Genomic DNA, 14244 nt, shown 5'->3' on the forward strand with positions numbered 1-14244 from the left:
CTCACCCGTTCTCGTGGTGACCCTCGCCGGATCCGGTGAGGGTGGAAATGGCGTCCCGGAGCTGTGCGACACCCGCCGTGCGGTCCGTCAGATGGAGGCGGAGCACGGGGCGGCCGTGGTCCGCGAGCACCTGGGCGTCCCCGGCGGCCTGCGCCGTGATGAGCTCCCCGAACGTGAAGGGGCGCTCGGGGATCGCGAGGTCGGCGCCGGCCACGCCGGTCAGCTGCAGGTACACGCCGATCGGCGAACCGCCCTTGTGGTACTGACCCGTCGAGTGCAGGAAGCGCGGGCCCCAGCCGAAGGTGACCGGCCTGCCCGTGACGGCGGCCAGCGGGGCGCGGACGCATTCGAGGTCCGCCTGGCCGTGACGGTCCAGGTAGGCCTGCACGGAGAGGTAGCCGTTCCCGGGCAGGGTGGCGAGCAGCGCCCGGAGCGCCTCGGCGACCGTTGTCGAGGCGCCGAGGAGCTCGGCGTCCCCCCGGACCTCGACCGCCCCGTCGACGAAGGCGGCCGGGGCCGGCTCCGGCTGGGCGTCCAGCAGGCCGCGCGCGGCCGTCTTGGCGGCCTCGACGTCGGGCTGGTCGAACGGGTTGATGCCCAGCAGACGGCCGGCGACGGCGACCGCGTACTCCCAGACGAACATCTGGCTTCCGAGGGCGCCGCTGACGGTGACGCGCGTGCCCTCGGCGAGCTCGTCGCCGGGGGCCTCGTCGATGGGGGCGAGGACCACGGGGAGGACGTCGTCCGCCACCTCCGCCAGTTCCGGGGCGTCGCCGGCGGCGACGACGGGGAGCAGGCCGGTGCCGAGCTTCCCGGTCGATTCGGCGATGAGCTGTTCGGCCCAGTCGGCGAAACCTGGCAGCCCCGAGCCGGCATCCGCGAAGACGATCTTGTCCCGCAGGGGGAGGGTCCCGCCCAGGACAGCGCCGAGCTGCAGCCCCACGTTGTCCTCGACGTCGTCGCCCAGGAACTCCGCGCTGTCCTCCGCGTCGGTGAGCAGCGTCTCGATGTCGGCACCCGCCAGGCCGGACGGCACCAGGCCGAACGCGGTGAGGGCCGAGTAGCGGCCGCCGACCTCCGGGTCGGCGGTGAAGACCTTCCGGTAGCCGGCCTTCCTCGAGGCCTCGTCCAGGGGCGACCCCGGATCGGTGACGATGACGATCCGCGAGGCCGCGTCGATGCCGGCGTCCGTGAACGCCCGCTCGAACACCCGGCGCTGCGAGTCGGTCTCGACCGTGGAGCCGGACTTCGAGGACACGACGATCGCCGTGCGCTGCAGGTCCTCCTCGAGGGCTGCACGCACCTGATCGGGGTCGGTGGCGTCCAGGACCACGAGCGGGACGCCCGCTTCCTTCGTGATGACCTCCGGCGCGAGCGAGGATCCGCCCATGCCGCACAGCACGATCCGGTCGACGCCCTCGGCCGCGAGGTCGGCGCGGAGCGCCGTGATCTCCGGCAGGAGGGCGCGCGAGCCTTCGAACAGGTCGATCCACCCGAGGCGGACCGACGCCTCGGACTCGGCGTCGGTGCCCCACAGCGTCGCGTCCTTCGCCATCAGGCGGGAGGCGAAGCGGTCCTTCACGAGGGCCGGGACGGCGGTCTCCACGGCTGCGAGTGCGGCACCGGTGGCGGTGAGAGCGAAGGAGCCCATGGGGATCAGCCCTCCGCTGCGTCGAGAGCGGCCTGCACGGTCTCGAGGAGCTCGGTCCAGCTGGCCACGAACTTGTCGAGGCCCTCGGTCTCGAGCTGGTCGACGACCTCGTCGTAGGAGATGCCGATCGCGTCGAGCCGGTTCAGGGTCTCGTTGGACTCGTCGTAGGTGCCGGTGACCGTGTCGCCCTCGATGACACCGTGGTCCGCCGTGGCCTCGAGGGTCTTCTCGGGCATCGTGTTGACCACGTGAGGCGCGACGAGGCCGGTGACGTAGAGCGTGTCCGGGAGGTTCGGGTCCTTGACCCCCGTCGAGGCCCAGAGGGGGCGCTGCGCGTTCGCCCCTGCGGCCTCCAGGACCTGCCAGCGCTCCGAGGAGAACTGTTCCTGGAAGATCTGGTAGGCGAGCCGGGCGTTGGCGAGGCCGGCCTTGCCCTTGAGCGCCGTCGCCTCGTCCGTGCCGATCGCATCGAGGCGGGCGTCGATCTCGGCGTCCACCCGCGAGACGAAGAAGGACGCGACCGAGGTGATCTTCGAGAGATCGTGGCCGTTCTCCCGGGCCTGCTCGAGGCCGACCATGAAGGCGTTGATGACGGCGCGGTAGCGCTCGAGGGAGAAGATCAGGGTGACGTTGACGCTGATGCCGGCGGCCAAGGTGGAGGAGATCGCCTCCAGGCCCTCGACGGTCGCCGGGATCTTGATCAGGACGTTGGTGCGCTGCACCTTGGCGTGGAGCCGCTTGGCCTCGGCCACGGTGCCCGCGGTGTCGCGGGAGAGCCGCGGGTCCACCTCGATGGACACGCGACCGTCGGCACCGTTGGTGCGCTTGGCCTCCGCGGCGAAGATGTCGCAGGCCTGGGCGACGTCGTGGGTGGTGATGTCGAAGACGGCCTGGTCGACGTCGGCTCCGGCTTCGGCGAGGGCGCCCACCTGGGAGGCGTAGGACTCGCCCTTCTTGAGGGCGGCCGCGAAGATGCTCGGGTTGGTGGTGACGCCGACGACGTTGCGGTCCTCGATGAGGTGCTTGAAGGCGCCCGAGTTGATGCGCTCCCGGGAGAGGTCGTCGAGCCAGATGGAGACGCCGGCGGCCGAGAGATCAGCTGTGGGGGTAGTCATGGTGTGTGCTCCTTGTCCGCTGCCGCGGAAGATGTGTGCTGGACGGTTGGAACGGGTGGGGTGGTTACTGCTGGTCGCCGGTCTCGGTGGCGCGGTGGCCCGACGGCAGGGCCGGGGAGCCGTTGGGCGCCAGGGGATTGGCGGCGACAGCCTCCAGGGAGTCCTTCGCCGCCGCCACGACGGCGTCGGCGGTGATGCCGAACTCGCGGTAGAGGGTCTTGTAGTCGGCCGAGGCACCGTAGTGCTCGAGGGACACGATGCGGCCGGCGTCGCCGACGATCCCGTGCCAGCTCTGCGCGACGCCCGCCTCGACGGACACGCGCGCCCGGACGGTGCGGGGCAGGACGCTCTCGCGGTAGCCGGCGTCCTGTGCGTTGAACCATTCGAGGCACGGCATGGAGACGACGCGTGCCGCGATGCCCTGCGCCTCGAGGGCCGTGCGGGCCTCCACGGCGAGCTGGACCTCGGAGCCCGTACCGATGAGGATGACGTCGGGGGAGCCGTTCGTCGCTTCGGCGAGCACGTAGCCGCCCTTCGCGACACCCTCGGCCGAGCCGAACGTCCCGCCGTCGGCGGCGCCCTCGCCCCGCTCGTAGGTGGGGATGTTCTGGCGCGTCAGGACGAGCCCTGCCGGGTTCTCCGTGTTCTCCAGGATGGTGCGCCAGGCGACGGCGACCTCGTTCGCGTCGCCCGGCCGGACGACGTCGAGCCCGGGGATGGCGCGCAGCGAGGAGAGCTGCTCGACGGGCTGGTGCGTGGGGCCGTCCTCGCCCAGGCCGATGGAGTCGTGGGTCCAGACGTAGATCGCCGGGACGCCCATGAGGGCGCCGAGGCGTACGGCGGGACGCTGGTAGTCGCTGAAGATGAGGAAGGTGCCGGAGAAGGCGCGGGTGCTGCTGTGCATCACGATGCCGTTGACGATCGCCGCGGCGGCGTGCTCGCGGATGCCGAAGTGCAGCACGCGGCCGTACTGGTTGCCGGACCAGGACTTGGTCTGGCGGCTCTCGGGGATGAACGACGGCGATCCCTCGATCGTGGTGTTGTTCGACTCCGCGAGGTCGGCGCTGCCGCCCCACAGTTCGGGGAGCGCGGGGCCGATCGCGGTGAGGACCTTGCCGGACGCGGCACGGGTGGACATGTCCTTGCCCGCCTCGAACGTCGGCAGGGACGCCTCCCAGCCCTCGGGGAGCGTGCGGGCCTGGATGCGCTCGAGCAGAGCCGTCTCCTCGGGGTGCGCGGCCGTCCAGGCGTCGAAACCCTCCTGCCAGGCGCTGTGCGCCTCGGAGCCGCGACGGACGACGCCGCGGGCGTGCTCGAGGACCTCGGGGTCGACGTCGAAGTGCTTCTCCGGGTCGAAGCCGAGGGCCTCCTTGAGGGCTGCGACCTCGTCCGAGCCGAGGGCCGAGCCGTGGATCTTGCCGGTGTTCTGCTTGTTCGGCGCCGGGTACCCGATGATGGTCCGCAGCGACACGATGCTCGGCCGGGAGGTCTCGTTCTTCGCCGCAACGAGCGCGGAGTACAGCTCCGCGACGTCCTCCACGTAGGCGCCGGTCTTCGTCCAGTCCACGCGCTGCGTGTGCCAGCCGTAGGCCTCGTAGCGCTTCAGGACGTCCTCCGTGAAGGAGATGTCGGTGTCGTCCTCGATGGAGATGTGGTTCTCGTCGTAGAGCACCACGAGGTTGCCGAGCTGCTGGTGGCCGGCGAGCGAGGACGCCTCGGACGTCACGCCCTCCTGCAGGTCGCCGTCGGAGGCGATGACCCAGATGGTGTGGTCGAAGGGGCTGGTGCCCGCGGGGGCGTCGGCGTCGAACATGCCGCGCTGGCGGCGCTGGCCGTAGGCGAAGCCGACCGACGTCGCGAGACCCTGGCCGAGCGGACCGGTGGTGATCTCCACGCCCTTGGTGTGGCGGTACTCGGGGTGGCCCGGGGTGAGGGAGCCCCACGTGCGCAGGGCCTTCAGGTCATCGAGCTCGAGGCCGTAGCCCGACAGGAAGAGCTGGATGTAGAGGGTGAGCGAGGTGTGGCCGGGGGAGAGGACAAAACGGTCGCGTCCCGTCCACTCGGGGTCCGAGGGATCGTGCCGCATGAGCTTCTGGAACAGGAGGTAGGCCGCCGGCGCGAGGCTCATGGCCGTTCCCGGGTGTCCGTTGCCCACCTTCTCGACGGCGTCCGCCGCCAGGATGCGGACCGTGTCGACCGCCTTCTGGTCGAGTTCGGTCCAGGTCAGTTCCTGCTCTTGCGTCTGCGGCACGTTTCCGGGCCCCTCTCAGTCCGGAACGGCCGGCGACGGGGACGTGCCTTCAGGCACGCCGTCGGGCTGGCCGTTCACCATTGAATGCTGCGATTGTCGAGCCCGTCGGGACAGCACTGCGCCGGGACCGCTTGTTCCGGGCACACTTCCGCAGCGGGCTTTCCAACCCACACTATCCCGTCCGGCCCGCCACGGGACGTGGGTGTCGAACAAAGTCGTCCAGCACGATCCGTGGTGGCGCGGAGGGCCTGATGGACGGGATCCCGCCGCCGATTTCTACAGGGCGTAAAAGGGTATGATGGACCTTGTCTTTTACCCCGGAAAAAACGAAAGTGTTGCCTTGTGAACACCCAGCAGGCTCCTGCTCCGGCACGTTCCCCGCAGGCCCGTCAGGGTTTCGGTCGCAAAGCGAAGGCCTATCTGGCGCTGACGAAGCCTCGCGTGATCGAACTTCTCCTGGTGACCACCCTTCCCACCATGATCTTCGCGCAGGGCGGGTTCCCGCCGGTCGGCCTGATCCTGGCGACCATGATCGGCGGCGCCCTCGCGGCAGGGAGCGCCGGGGCGTTCAACTGCTATATCGACCGCGACATCGACAAGCTGATGCACCGCACGGAGAACCGACCCCTGGTCACCGGTGAGGTCACGCCGCGGGAGGCGCTCGTCTTCTCCTGGATCCTCGGCGTCGTGGCGATCGCCGTGCTCTGGTTCGGGGCCAACCCGCTCGCCGGCATGCTGGGCGTCGCGGCGATCTTCCTCTACGTGGTGGTCTACACGCTCGTCCTCAAGCGGCGCACGTCGCAGAACATCGTCTGGGGCGGAGCAGCGGGCTGCATGCCCGTCCTCATCGCCTGGGCCGCGGTCACCAACGCCGTCGAGTGGCCCGCCGTCGTGCTGTTCCTCATCATCTTCCTGTGGACGCCCCCGCACTACTGGCCCCTGTCCATGAAGTACAGCGACGACTACAACGCCGCCAACGTGCCGATGCTCGGGGCGATCGCCGGGGCCCGCGCGGTCTCCGTCCAGGTGGTCCTGTACGCCTGGGCCATGGCGGCCTGTTCGCTCCTGCTGGTCCCGGCCGGCGCAGGCTGGGTCTACACGGTCGCCGCGGTGGCGGGCGGCGCCTGGTTCATCCGGGAAGCCCACCGGCTGCACTCGCTCGCCCACCGCGGAGAGCTGCACCCGAAGGCCGCGATGAAGGTCTTCCACGGCTCGATCAGCTACCTCACGGTCCTCTTCCTCGCCCTCGCCATCGACCCCTTCGTCGGCCCGGCAGTCCTCGCCTGAGGCGGCACCGCCGACTACCGGGTGCCGGTCACGGGGACCGGATCCCGGTAGTGCCGGCACGGATCGGCACTGCCGGCCCTAGGCTTGCACCCATGGACTTCACAGGCCTGATCGCCTACCCCCTCACCCCGTTCCTGCCGGACGGCTCCGTCTCCTACACGGACCTCCGCATCCTCGTCGACGGACTCTCCTCCTTCGGCGTCGACGCCCTCGCGGTGCTCGGCTCCTCCGGGAGCTTCGCCTACCTCGACCGCGGTGAACGGGCCCGGGTGGCGCGCACCGCCATCGAGGCCGTGGACGGCAGGCTCCCCGTGGCCGTGGGCATCAGCTCGGTCGGCACGCGCGAGGTACTCGAGGCCGCGACGGACGCGCAGGCCGCCGGAGCGGCCGGCCTGGTGCTCTCACCGGTCTCCTACGTACCGCTCACCGACGACGAGGTCCTGGCGCAGGTCCGCGCGGTGGACGACGCGACGGATCTGCCGATCTGCCTCTACAACAACCCGGGCACCACGCAGTTCGACTACTCGCTGCAGGTGGTCGCCGAGCTGTCGTCGCTGCCGGACGTCGTCGCGTTCAAGGACACCGCCGCGGACGCCGGGACCTTCAATGCCCGGCACTCCGCACTGTCCCGGCTCGTCACGGCACCGCTCAGCCACGGCGTGAGCGGGGACCTCCTGATGATGACCGGCGAGGTGTCGGCCGATGCCTGGCACAGTGGGCCGGCGGCGCTGCTGCCGAACTACTACTCCCGGCTCCGGGCGGCCGTCGTCGCCGGTGACCGGGCGGAGACCGAGCGTGTCCGGCGCGTCCTCGCGCCCCTCGTGGACCACGTCGCGGGACTGCGCAGGATCAGCGGCCTGCACCTCCTGGCCCGCGCCTGCGGCATCGCCGCGGGGGATCCCCGCCCGCCCCTGCTGCCGAGCCCGGGCTCCGAGCTGCGCGAACTGGGACGGCTCCTCGACGTCCTCGAGGCGGAGTTCGACGACGACTGACCCGGACGTGGGGTGCGGCGCTTCCGCTAGGAGACGGCCTGCGGCACCCTGGTCGCCGCCGCCGTCCCCGGCAGGGTCCGGGTCGTGGTCCCGGTGTACTGCGCGTGGACGGCCGCGGACATGAGCAGCGACGCGCCGAGCATGTGCAGCGCCACGAGGGCGATGGGCAGGTGCAGGAAGTGCTGCACGTACCCGATGGCGCCCTGCACCAGCACCACCGCGGCGAGCAGCACGACCGCCCTGCGCAGCTTCGCGTGGACGCCGGCCCGGTAGGCGACGACGACGGCGAGGGCCACCGTGGCGACCAGCAGGTACACCGGGAGGGCGTGCAGGCGCGTCATCAGGTCGGAGTCGAGGCCATTGCGGGCGGCACCGTGGTCGCCGGCGTGCGGGCCGGATCCCGTCACGACGACGCCGAGCAGGATCGTGATCGACGTCAGCACGGTCGAGGTCAGGAGCAGCTGGCGCAGCAGCGGCGGCGCGGCGGGCGGGCGCCCGGTCCGATACTGGTCCGTGTCGATCCGTGCACGGTTGACGAGCACCGTCGCGACGGCCACGAGGATCATGGAGACCACGAAGTGGAGGCCCACCACCCAGGGGTTCAGGTCCGTCCACACCGTGATGCCGCCGATGACCGCCTGCGCGGGGATGCCGAGGAAGAGGCCGATCGACAGGCGGAACAGGTCCTTGCGCTGCCGCCGCATGCCGAGCACGGAGACGATCATGGCGACGGCGATGACGACGAGCACGAAGGTCAGGAGCCTGTTGCCGAACTCGATGACGCCGTGGAAGCCCATCTCCGGCGTGGTGACGATCGAGTCGGCCGTGCAGCGCGGCCACTCCGGGCAGCCGAGTCCGGACGCGGTGAGGCGTACGGCCCCGCCGGTCACGACGATCGCGATCTGCGAGACGAGGGAGGCGACGGCCAGCCGTCGCACCACAGGGGTGGTGGTGCGTGGGAGGGCGCCCGTGAGGCGGGAGAGCGCGGGAAGAGTCATGCTGTCAGCTCCATTTGAACCAGCGGATGGCCGCCAGGCTAGCGAGGGCGGCCCAGGCCAGGAGCACGAGGCACGCGATGGGATCGAACACGCCGTCCGCCAGGGCGCTCCGGAGGCCGTCGCCCAGGGCGGCGGAGGGGAGCACCGAGATGAACGGTTCGGCAGCGTCGGGCAGGCTGGCCGCCGGGATGATCACGCCGCCCGCCGCCGCGAGCAGGATCCACACGAGGTTGGTGACCGCGAGCGTCGCCTCGGGGCGGAGCGTTCCGGCGACGAGGAGCCCGAGCGCGGTGAAGGCTGCCGAACCGAGGAGCAGCAGCAGGGCCGCGGGCAGGATCCCCGCCGGCTCCGGCGTCCAGCCCATCAGGGCTGCGGCACAGCCGATCACGACGAGCTGCACGGCGAGGACGACGGCGACCGCGACGGCCTTGCCGAGGATCAGCCCCGACCGGCCGAGCGGCGTCGTGGACAGGAAGCGCAGGACGCCGTAGCGGCGGTCGAATCCCGTGGCGATGCCCTGGCCCGTGAAGGCCGTGGACATCGTGCAGAGGGCGAGGACGCCCGGAGCGGCGACGTCGATCCGGTCCGCCCCGTAGGCGTCCAGCAGCGGCGTGATGACCAGCGCCGCGAGCGCCAGGAGCGGCAGCACGATCGCGAGGACCAGCTGCTCCCCGTTGCGGAGCATCGCCAGGGCCTCGTACGCGCCATGGCGCAGGACCCGGGTGGGCAGCGGGGCCGCGGCCCCGCGGGCCGCCGGGGTGCCGGCGGGGACCGGTGCGGAGAGGGTCATCGGATGCTCCGTCCGGAGATGTCGAGGAAGACGTCCTCGAGCGAGCGCGGTGCCATGGAGATGCCCGTGGGCATCACGCCGCAGGCGACCCACCACCCCGCCAGGCGGGCGACGTCGTCGGCCGTGAGCGGTCCGCGGAGGACGTACTGTCCCGGCTCCGTCTCACGCTGGAGCAGATGGGGGAGGAGATCGGGCGGGAACGACAGCCCGGGCACGGTCTCGAAGCGCAACTCGCGCGCGCCGTCGGCGTCGGCCGTGAGCTCGGCGACCGTGCCCTCGGCGACGGTGCGGCCGCCCTCGAGGATGTAGACGTAGTCGGCGAGTCTCTGCGCGTCGTCGAGCAGGTGTGTGGTGAGGATGACGGCCAGGCCGTCGGCACGGAGTTCCCTGATGAGCTCGAACACGATGGTGCGGGACTGCGGGTCGAGGCCGGCGCTCGGTTCGTCGAGGAAGACCACTTCGGGGCGTCCCACGAGGGCACAGGCGAGGGCGAGGCGCTGCTTCTGCCCGCCGGAGAGGCGCCGGATGGAGACGGCCCCGAACTCGTCGAGGCCCAGGCGCTCCGCCAGGGCGTCGACGGGCAGGGGATCGGCGTACATGGACGCGACGTGGCGCAGGAGGGCCAGCGGGCGCACCGACGGCGGGAGTCCGCCGTCCTGCAGCATCACCCCGACGCGCGCCCGCAGGTGCGGCGTGGCCCGGGAGGGATCGGCGCCGAGGAGGCTGACCCGGCCGCCGTCGGCGCGCTGCAGGCCCTGCGCACATTCGAGGGTCGTCGTCTTGCCGGCGCCGTTGGCTCCCAGCAGGACCGTCACGGCGCCGTGCTCGGCCCGCAGACTCACGCCGTCGAGCACGCGGACCATCCGGCCGTCGAGGGCCCCGACCGGGCCGAAGTCCTTGACGAGACCATCGATCTCGAGGGCGGGGGAAGATGTCGGCACCCGATTATTCTACGGCAGGTAGTAGGCGGGACGGCGGGCCCGATGGGTAGCCTCGCCTAAGTGGTGGGGCGGAATACATTAGGTCATGCTTATGTTGTGTATTTTGTCGCCGACGGAGGGAATGGACCGTGACCGCATCGCCCCGCGCCGCCGTTCCGGCGGCCGTCCCTCCTGACGTCCCCACGTCGGCGCGCACCGCCCAGATCGTCTCGCCGGACACCGACGAGCGTACGCGCGACCGGGTCCTGTCGGCCGTCCTCGAACGCGGCCCTGTCAGCGCGGCCGAGCTCGGCGACCGCCTCGGGTTCACGCCCGCCGCCATGCGGCGCCACCTCGACGCCCTCTCCTCCGACGGCCTCATCGAGGTCAAGCGCGTGCGTGGATCGACCACGGGCGCGGGACGCCCGGCCCGGCGCTATGTCCTCAGCCGGCGCGGCCAGGCCAAGATGGGCAACGACTACCTCGACATCGCCGTCGCTGCACTGGCGCAGCTCGGGGAGGCGGCGGGCCCGGAAGCCATCGAGGAGTTCGCCCGCACGCGGTTCGCCGGCATGGAGGAGCGCTACCGGCCGATCGTCGAGGCCGCGGGCCCCGACCTCGCCGCGCGGGCCCACGCCCTCGCCGGCGCCCTGACCACCGACGGCTTCGTCGGATCCACCAAGACGGTGGGCCTGCCGCCGGCGGGCGCACCGCGGACCGTCCCGGCGGCGACCCGCCCCGTGATGCTCAGCGTGCAGCTCTGCCAGGGGCACTGCCCCATCCAGGGACTGGCCTCGGCCTTCCCGGCGTTCTGCGACCAGGAGACCGGCGTCTTCGCCCGCCTGCTCGGCGTCGACGTCCGGCGGCTCTCCACCCTGGCCGGCGGCGGGCACGTCTGCACCACCCACATTCCCCTGGGACGCACGACGGCGGCCCCGGCCGTGCCGGTCGGCCCGGACGCCCCCGGACCCGCGAAGGCGGATCCGGGGACCGCCCAGCCCAGCAACCCAGCAACGTTATCCATCCATCAGCAAGGAAGGCCGTGATGACGGATCAAGTAGACCGCAAGCCAGCTGCATCGGCAGTGCCGGAGTCGGTGATCAGCGACATCCTCGAGAAGAACCCGGAGCTCGAGGGCATCGGGACCTACCAGTACGGCTGGGCGGACAAGAACGAGGCGAGCGACAACGCGCGCCGCGGCCTCAGCGAGGAAGTCGTCCGTGACATCTCCGCGAAGAAGAACGAGCCACAATGGATGCTCGATCTCCGCCTCAAGGGCCTCAAGTACTTCGACCGCAAGCCCATGCCCGCCTGGGGCGCGGACCTCTCCGGCATCGACTTCGACAACATCAAGTACTTCGTGCGTTCCACCGAGAAACAGGCGAACACGTGGGAGGACCTCCCCGAGGACATCCGCAACACGTACGAGAAGCTCGGCATCCCCGAAGCCGAGCGTGCGCGCCTGGTCTCCGGTGTCGCCGCCCAGTACGAGTCCGAGGTGGTCTACCACCAGCTGCGCGAGGACCTCGAGCGCCAGGGCGTCCTGTTCCTCGACACCGACACCGCGCTGCGGGAGCACCCCGAGATCTTCAGGGAGTACTTCGGCACGATCATCCCCGTGGGGGACAACAAGTTCGCGTCGCTGAACACGGCCGTCTGGTCGGGCGGTTCGTTCGTGTACGTGCCCAAGGGCGTCCACGTGGAGATCCCCCTGCAGGCCTACTTCCGCATCAACACGGAGAACATGGGCCAGTTCGAGCGGACGCTGATCATCGCGGACGAGGACTCCTACGTGCACTACATCGAGGGCTGCACCGCCCCGATCTACACCTCCGACTCCCTGCACTCGGCCGTCGTCGAGATCGTGGTCAAGAAGGGCGCCCGCGTCCGCTACACCACCATCCAGAACTGGTCGAACAACGTGTACAACCTGGTGACCAAGCGCGCCATCGCCCACGAGGGCGCCACCATGGAGTGGATCGACGGCAACATCGGTTCCAAGGTCACCATGAAGTACCCCGCCGTGTACCTCGTCGGAGAGCACGCCAAGGGGGAGACCCTGTCCATCGCCTTCGCCGGCGAGGGACAGCACCAGGACACCGGGTCGAAGATGGTCCACATCGCGCCCAACACCAAGTCCTCGATCATCTCGAAGTCCGTGGCCCGCGGCGGTGGTCGTGCCGCCTACCGGGGGCTCGTCCAGGTCCGCGAGGGCGCCAAGCACTCGGCCAACACGGTCCGCTGTGACGCGCTGCTCGTCGACACCATCTCGCGCTCGGACACCTACCCGTACGTGGACATCCGCGAGGACGACGTCACCATGGGCCATGAGGCCACCGTGTCGCGCGTCAGCGAGGAGCAGCTGTTCTACCTCATGTCCCGCGGGCTCCCCGAGGACGAGGCCATGGCCATGATCGTGCGCGGCTTCATCGAGCCGATCGCCCGGGAACTGCCCATGGAGTACGCGCTCGAACTGAACCGGCTGATCGAACTGCAGATGGAAGGGGCCGTGGGCTAGGAATGGCTGACACCACCCAGATTTCACCCGACACCACGTCCGAGGGAGAGCGGACCGAACTCGGACGGTCTGCCGACAAGGCACGCATAGGTGCTCCCTCCGGCACTGTGGACACCCGCGCCGTCATCGACGGCTTCACCGAGGAGGGCGAGAGCCTGCCCGGGGGCGACGACGGGGTCGAGCAGCTCGGCTTCAAGAAGCACAGCCACGGTAACGCGCCCGTGATCCCGGAGGCATCCCGCGGCGAGCGCCGCCGGTCCTTCGACCTCGCCGACTTCCCCGCCCTGACGGGCCTCGAGGAGGACTGGCGGTTCACACCGCTCAAGCGCCTGCGGGGCCTCCACACGGACGCCCTGACCGGCGCGGCCCCGGCCGTCGCCGTCACCGGTGCCGGCAACGTCACCGTGGAGACGGTGTCCCGCGATGACGCCCGCCTCGGCTCGACCGCCACGCCGGAGGACCGCGTCTCGGCCGCCGCCTGGAACTCCTTCACCGAGGCCACGGTCATCACCATCCCCCGGGAGACGGTGGCCGACGGCGAGGTGATGGTCGGCGTGACCGGGACCTCGCCCGCCGCCGCCGCGCAGCACGTCCTCATCCGTGCCGAGGCCTTCTCCAAGGCCGTCGTGGTCCTGGACCACACCGGGTCGGTGACGCTCGCCCAGAACGTCGAGATCATGGTGGGCGACGGCGCGGAACTCACGGTCGTCAGCGTCCAGGAATGGGACGACGACGCCGTGCACGTGTCCTCGCAGCAGGCGAAGGTGGGACGCGACGCACGCTACAAGCACGTCGTCGTCAGCCTCGGCGGCGACCTCGTGCGCCTCACGCCGTCGTCGATCTTCACCGCGCCCGGCGCCGAGGTCGAGATGTACGGCCTGTACTTCGCCGACGCCGGCCAGCACCTCGAGCAGCGGCTCCTGGTGGACCACGCCGTCCCGAACTGCAAGTCCCGCGTGACCTACAAGGGCGCCCTGCAGGGCCAGGACGCGCACACCGTCTGGGTCGGGGACGTCCTCATCCGCAAGGCGGCCGAGGGCACGGACACCTACGAGACCAACCGCAACCTGATCCTCACGGACGGCGCGCGCTCGGACTCGGTCCCCAACCTCGAGATCGAGACGGGCCTCATCGAGGGTGCCGGCCACGCCAGTGCCACGGGCCGGTTCGACGACGAGCACCTCTTCTACCTGATGGCGCGCGGCATCCCCGAGAAGGCCGCCCGCCGCCTCGTGGTGCGCGGCTTCCTCACCGAGGTCATCCAGCAGATCAAGGTCCCCGCGCTCGAGGAGCGACTCTCCGAGTCGGTCGAACGCGAACTCGCTGCAGGCAACCTCTGATGGCCGAGGCACCCCGCGGTGAACTGATCTGCAGCGTCGACGACATCCAGGTCAAGCAGGCGCTGCGCGTCCTCATCGACGACTACCCCGTCGTCATCGTCCGCGACTCCGACGGCGAGATCCACGCCCTGGGCGACACCTGCTCGCACGCGGACATCTCGCTGTCCGAGGGCGACGTCGAGGGGTGCGCCATCGAGTGCTGGGGCCACGGCTCCCAGTTCGACCTCCGCAGCGGTGCCCCGCTGCAACTCCCGGCGTACGAGCCCGTCCCGGTCTTCGCGCTGGAGATCCATGACGGCGACGTCTACGTCGACGTCACGACGGTCACCAACGGAGCAGCCGCACCCCAGTTCGGCTAGCGGCCGCCGCACCTCCCACCTAC

12 protein-coding genes are annotated in these 14244 nt (G+C 70.7%); 6 read left to right on the forward strand and 6 right to left on the reverse strand.

Translation table 11 applies throughout. From position 1 onward, the window contains the following. Position 1: 1 nt before the first annotated feature. From CXQ92_RS01960 to tkt, 3 genes are all read right to left on the reverse strand, one after another. A complete protein-coding gene (locus CXQ92_RS01960) occupies positions 2–1651 on the reverse strand; it encodes a glucose-6-phosphate isomerase (RefSeq protein WP_104164826.1) in 1650 nt (549 codons plus the stop codon). 5 nt (positions 1652–1656) lie between these two features. Continuing rightward, positions 1657–2766 (reverse strand): transaldolase, encoded by a 1110-nt coding sequence (tal, locus tag CXQ92_RS01965; protein WP_104164828.1) that lies wholly within the window; start codon positions 2764–2766, stop codon positions 1657–1659. Positions 2767–2830: 64 nt separating this feature from the next. Next, positions 2831–5017, reverse strand: a complete 2187-nt coding sequence (gene tkt / locus CXQ92_RS01970) for a transketolase (RefSeq protein WP_104164831.1) — start codon at positions 5015–5017, stop codon at positions 2831–2833. A gap of 342 nt (positions 5018–5359) precedes the next feature. Between tkt and CXQ92_RS01975 the strand changes: the two genes are divergently transcribed. Both CXQ92_RS01975 and CXQ92_RS01980 read left to right on the forward strand, forming a co-directional pair. Further along, positions 5360–6304, forward strand: coding sequence for a heme o synthase (locus CXQ92_RS01975; protein ID WP_104164833.1), 945 nt, complete (start codon positions 5360–5362; stop codon positions 6302–6304). Positions 6305–6396: 92 nt separating this feature from the next. Further along, positions 6397–7296, forward strand: a complete 900-nt coding sequence (locus CXQ92_RS01980) for a dihydrodipicolinate synthase family protein (protein WP_104164835.1) — start codon at positions 6397–6399, stop codon at positions 7294–7296. Between the two features lie 26 nt (positions 7297–7322). On the opposite strand, the gene CXQ92_RS01985 is transcribed toward CXQ92_RS01980, so the two are convergent. Genes CXQ92_RS01985 through CXQ92_RS01995 form a run of 3 tightly spaced genes read right to left on the reverse strand, consistent with a single transcriptional unit; the run spans position 7323 to position 10025 of the window. Beyond that, on the reverse strand, positions 7323–8294 hold the full coding sequence (locus tag CXQ92_RS01985; RefSeq protein ID WP_104164837.1) for a heme A synthase: 972 nt from the start codon (positions 8292–8294) through the stop codon (positions 7323–7325). Positions 8295–8298: 4 nt separating this feature from the next. Continuing rightward, positions 8299–9084 carry an ABC transporter permease gene (locus CXQ92_RS01990; RefSeq protein WP_104164839.1) on the reverse strand — a complete coding sequence of 262 codons (786 nt, stop codon included), beginning with the start codon at positions 9082–9084 and terminating at the stop codon, positions 8299–8301. Further along, complete coding sequence (locus CXQ92_RS01995; RefSeq protein ID WP_258069659.1) at positions 9081–10025, reverse strand: ABC transporter ATP-binding protein; 945 nt, start codon at positions 10023–10025, stop codon at positions 9081–9083. Before CXQ92_RS01995 ends, CXQ92_RS01990 begins: the two co-directional genes overlap by 4 nt. 203 nt (positions 10026–10228) lie before the next feature. Here CXQ92_RS01995 and CXQ92_RS02000 point away from each other — a divergent pair, with 203 nt between their 5' ends. Genes CXQ92_RS02000 through CXQ92_RS02015 form a run of 4 tightly spaced genes read left to right on the forward strand, consistent with a single transcriptional unit; the run spans position 10229 to position 14221 of the window. Continuing rightward, on the forward strand, positions 10229–11050 hold the full coding sequence (locus tag CXQ92_RS02000; protein ID WP_104166620.1) for a metalloregulator ArsR/SmtB family transcription factor: 822 nt from the start codon (positions 10229–10231) through the stop codon (positions 11048–11050). Further along, complete coding sequence (gene sufB / locus CXQ92_RS02005; protein ID WP_104164841.1) at positions 11050–12522, forward strand: Fe-S cluster assembly protein SufB; 1473 nt, start codon at positions 11050–11052, stop codon at positions 12520–12522. The genes CXQ92_RS02000 and sufB overlap by 1 nt, the downstream gene beginning before the upstream one ends. A gap of 2 nt (positions 12523–12524) precedes the next feature. Beyond that, complete coding sequence (gene sufD / locus CXQ92_RS02010; protein ID WP_104164843.1) at positions 12525–13862, forward strand: Fe-S cluster assembly protein SufD; 1338 nt, start codon at positions 12525–12527, stop codon at positions 13860–13862. Further along, positions 13862–14221: a non-heme iron oxygenase ferredoxin subunit gene (locus tag CXQ92_RS02015; protein ID WP_104164845.1), complete on the forward strand. Its 360-nt coding sequence runs from the start codon at positions 13862–13864 to the stop codon at positions 14219–14221. Before sufD ends, CXQ92_RS02015 begins: the two co-directional genes overlap by 1 nt. Positions 14222–14244 lie beyond the last annotated feature (23 nt).

The organism is Arthrobacter sp. SX1312 (assembly GCF_002929295.1).
Taxonomy (GTDB): Bacteria; Actinomycetota; Actinomycetes; order Actinomycetales; family Micrococcaceae; genus Arthrobacter_D.

Bases quoted from the DNA above. Each gene is read 5' to 3' on its own strand.
- sufD (WP_104164843.1), top strand. From the start codon at position 12,525: ATGGCTGACACCACCCAGATTTCACCCGACACCACGTCCGAGGGAGAG.
- CXQ92_RS02015 (WP_104164845.1), top strand. From the start codon at position 13,862: ATGGCCGAGGCACCCCGCGGTGAACTGATCTGCAGCGTCGACGACATC.
- sufB (WP_104164841.1), top strand. From the start codon at position 11,050: ATGACGGATCAAGTAGACCGCAAGCCAGCTGCATCGGCAGTGCCGGAG.
- CXQ92_RS01980 (WP_104164835.1), top strand. From the start codon at position 6,397: ATGGACTTCACAGGCCTGATCGCCTACCCCCTCACCCCGTTCCTGCCG.
- CXQ92_RS01990 (WP_104164839.1), bottom strand. From the start codon at position 9,084: ATGACCCTCTCCGCACCGGTCCCCGCCGGCACCCCGGCGGCCCGCGGG.
- CXQ92_RS01985 (WP_104164837.1), bottom strand. From the start codon at position 8,294: ATGACTCTTCCCGCGCTCTCCCGCCTCACGGGCGCCCTCCCACGCACC.
- tal (WP_104164828.1), bottom strand. From the start codon at position 2,766: ATGACTACCCCCACAGCTGATCTCTCGGCCGCCGGCGTCTCCATCTGG.
- CXQ92_RS01960 (WP_104164826.1), bottom strand. From the start codon at position 1,651: ATGGGCTCCTTCGCTCTCACCGCCACCGGTGCCGCACTCGCAGCCGTG.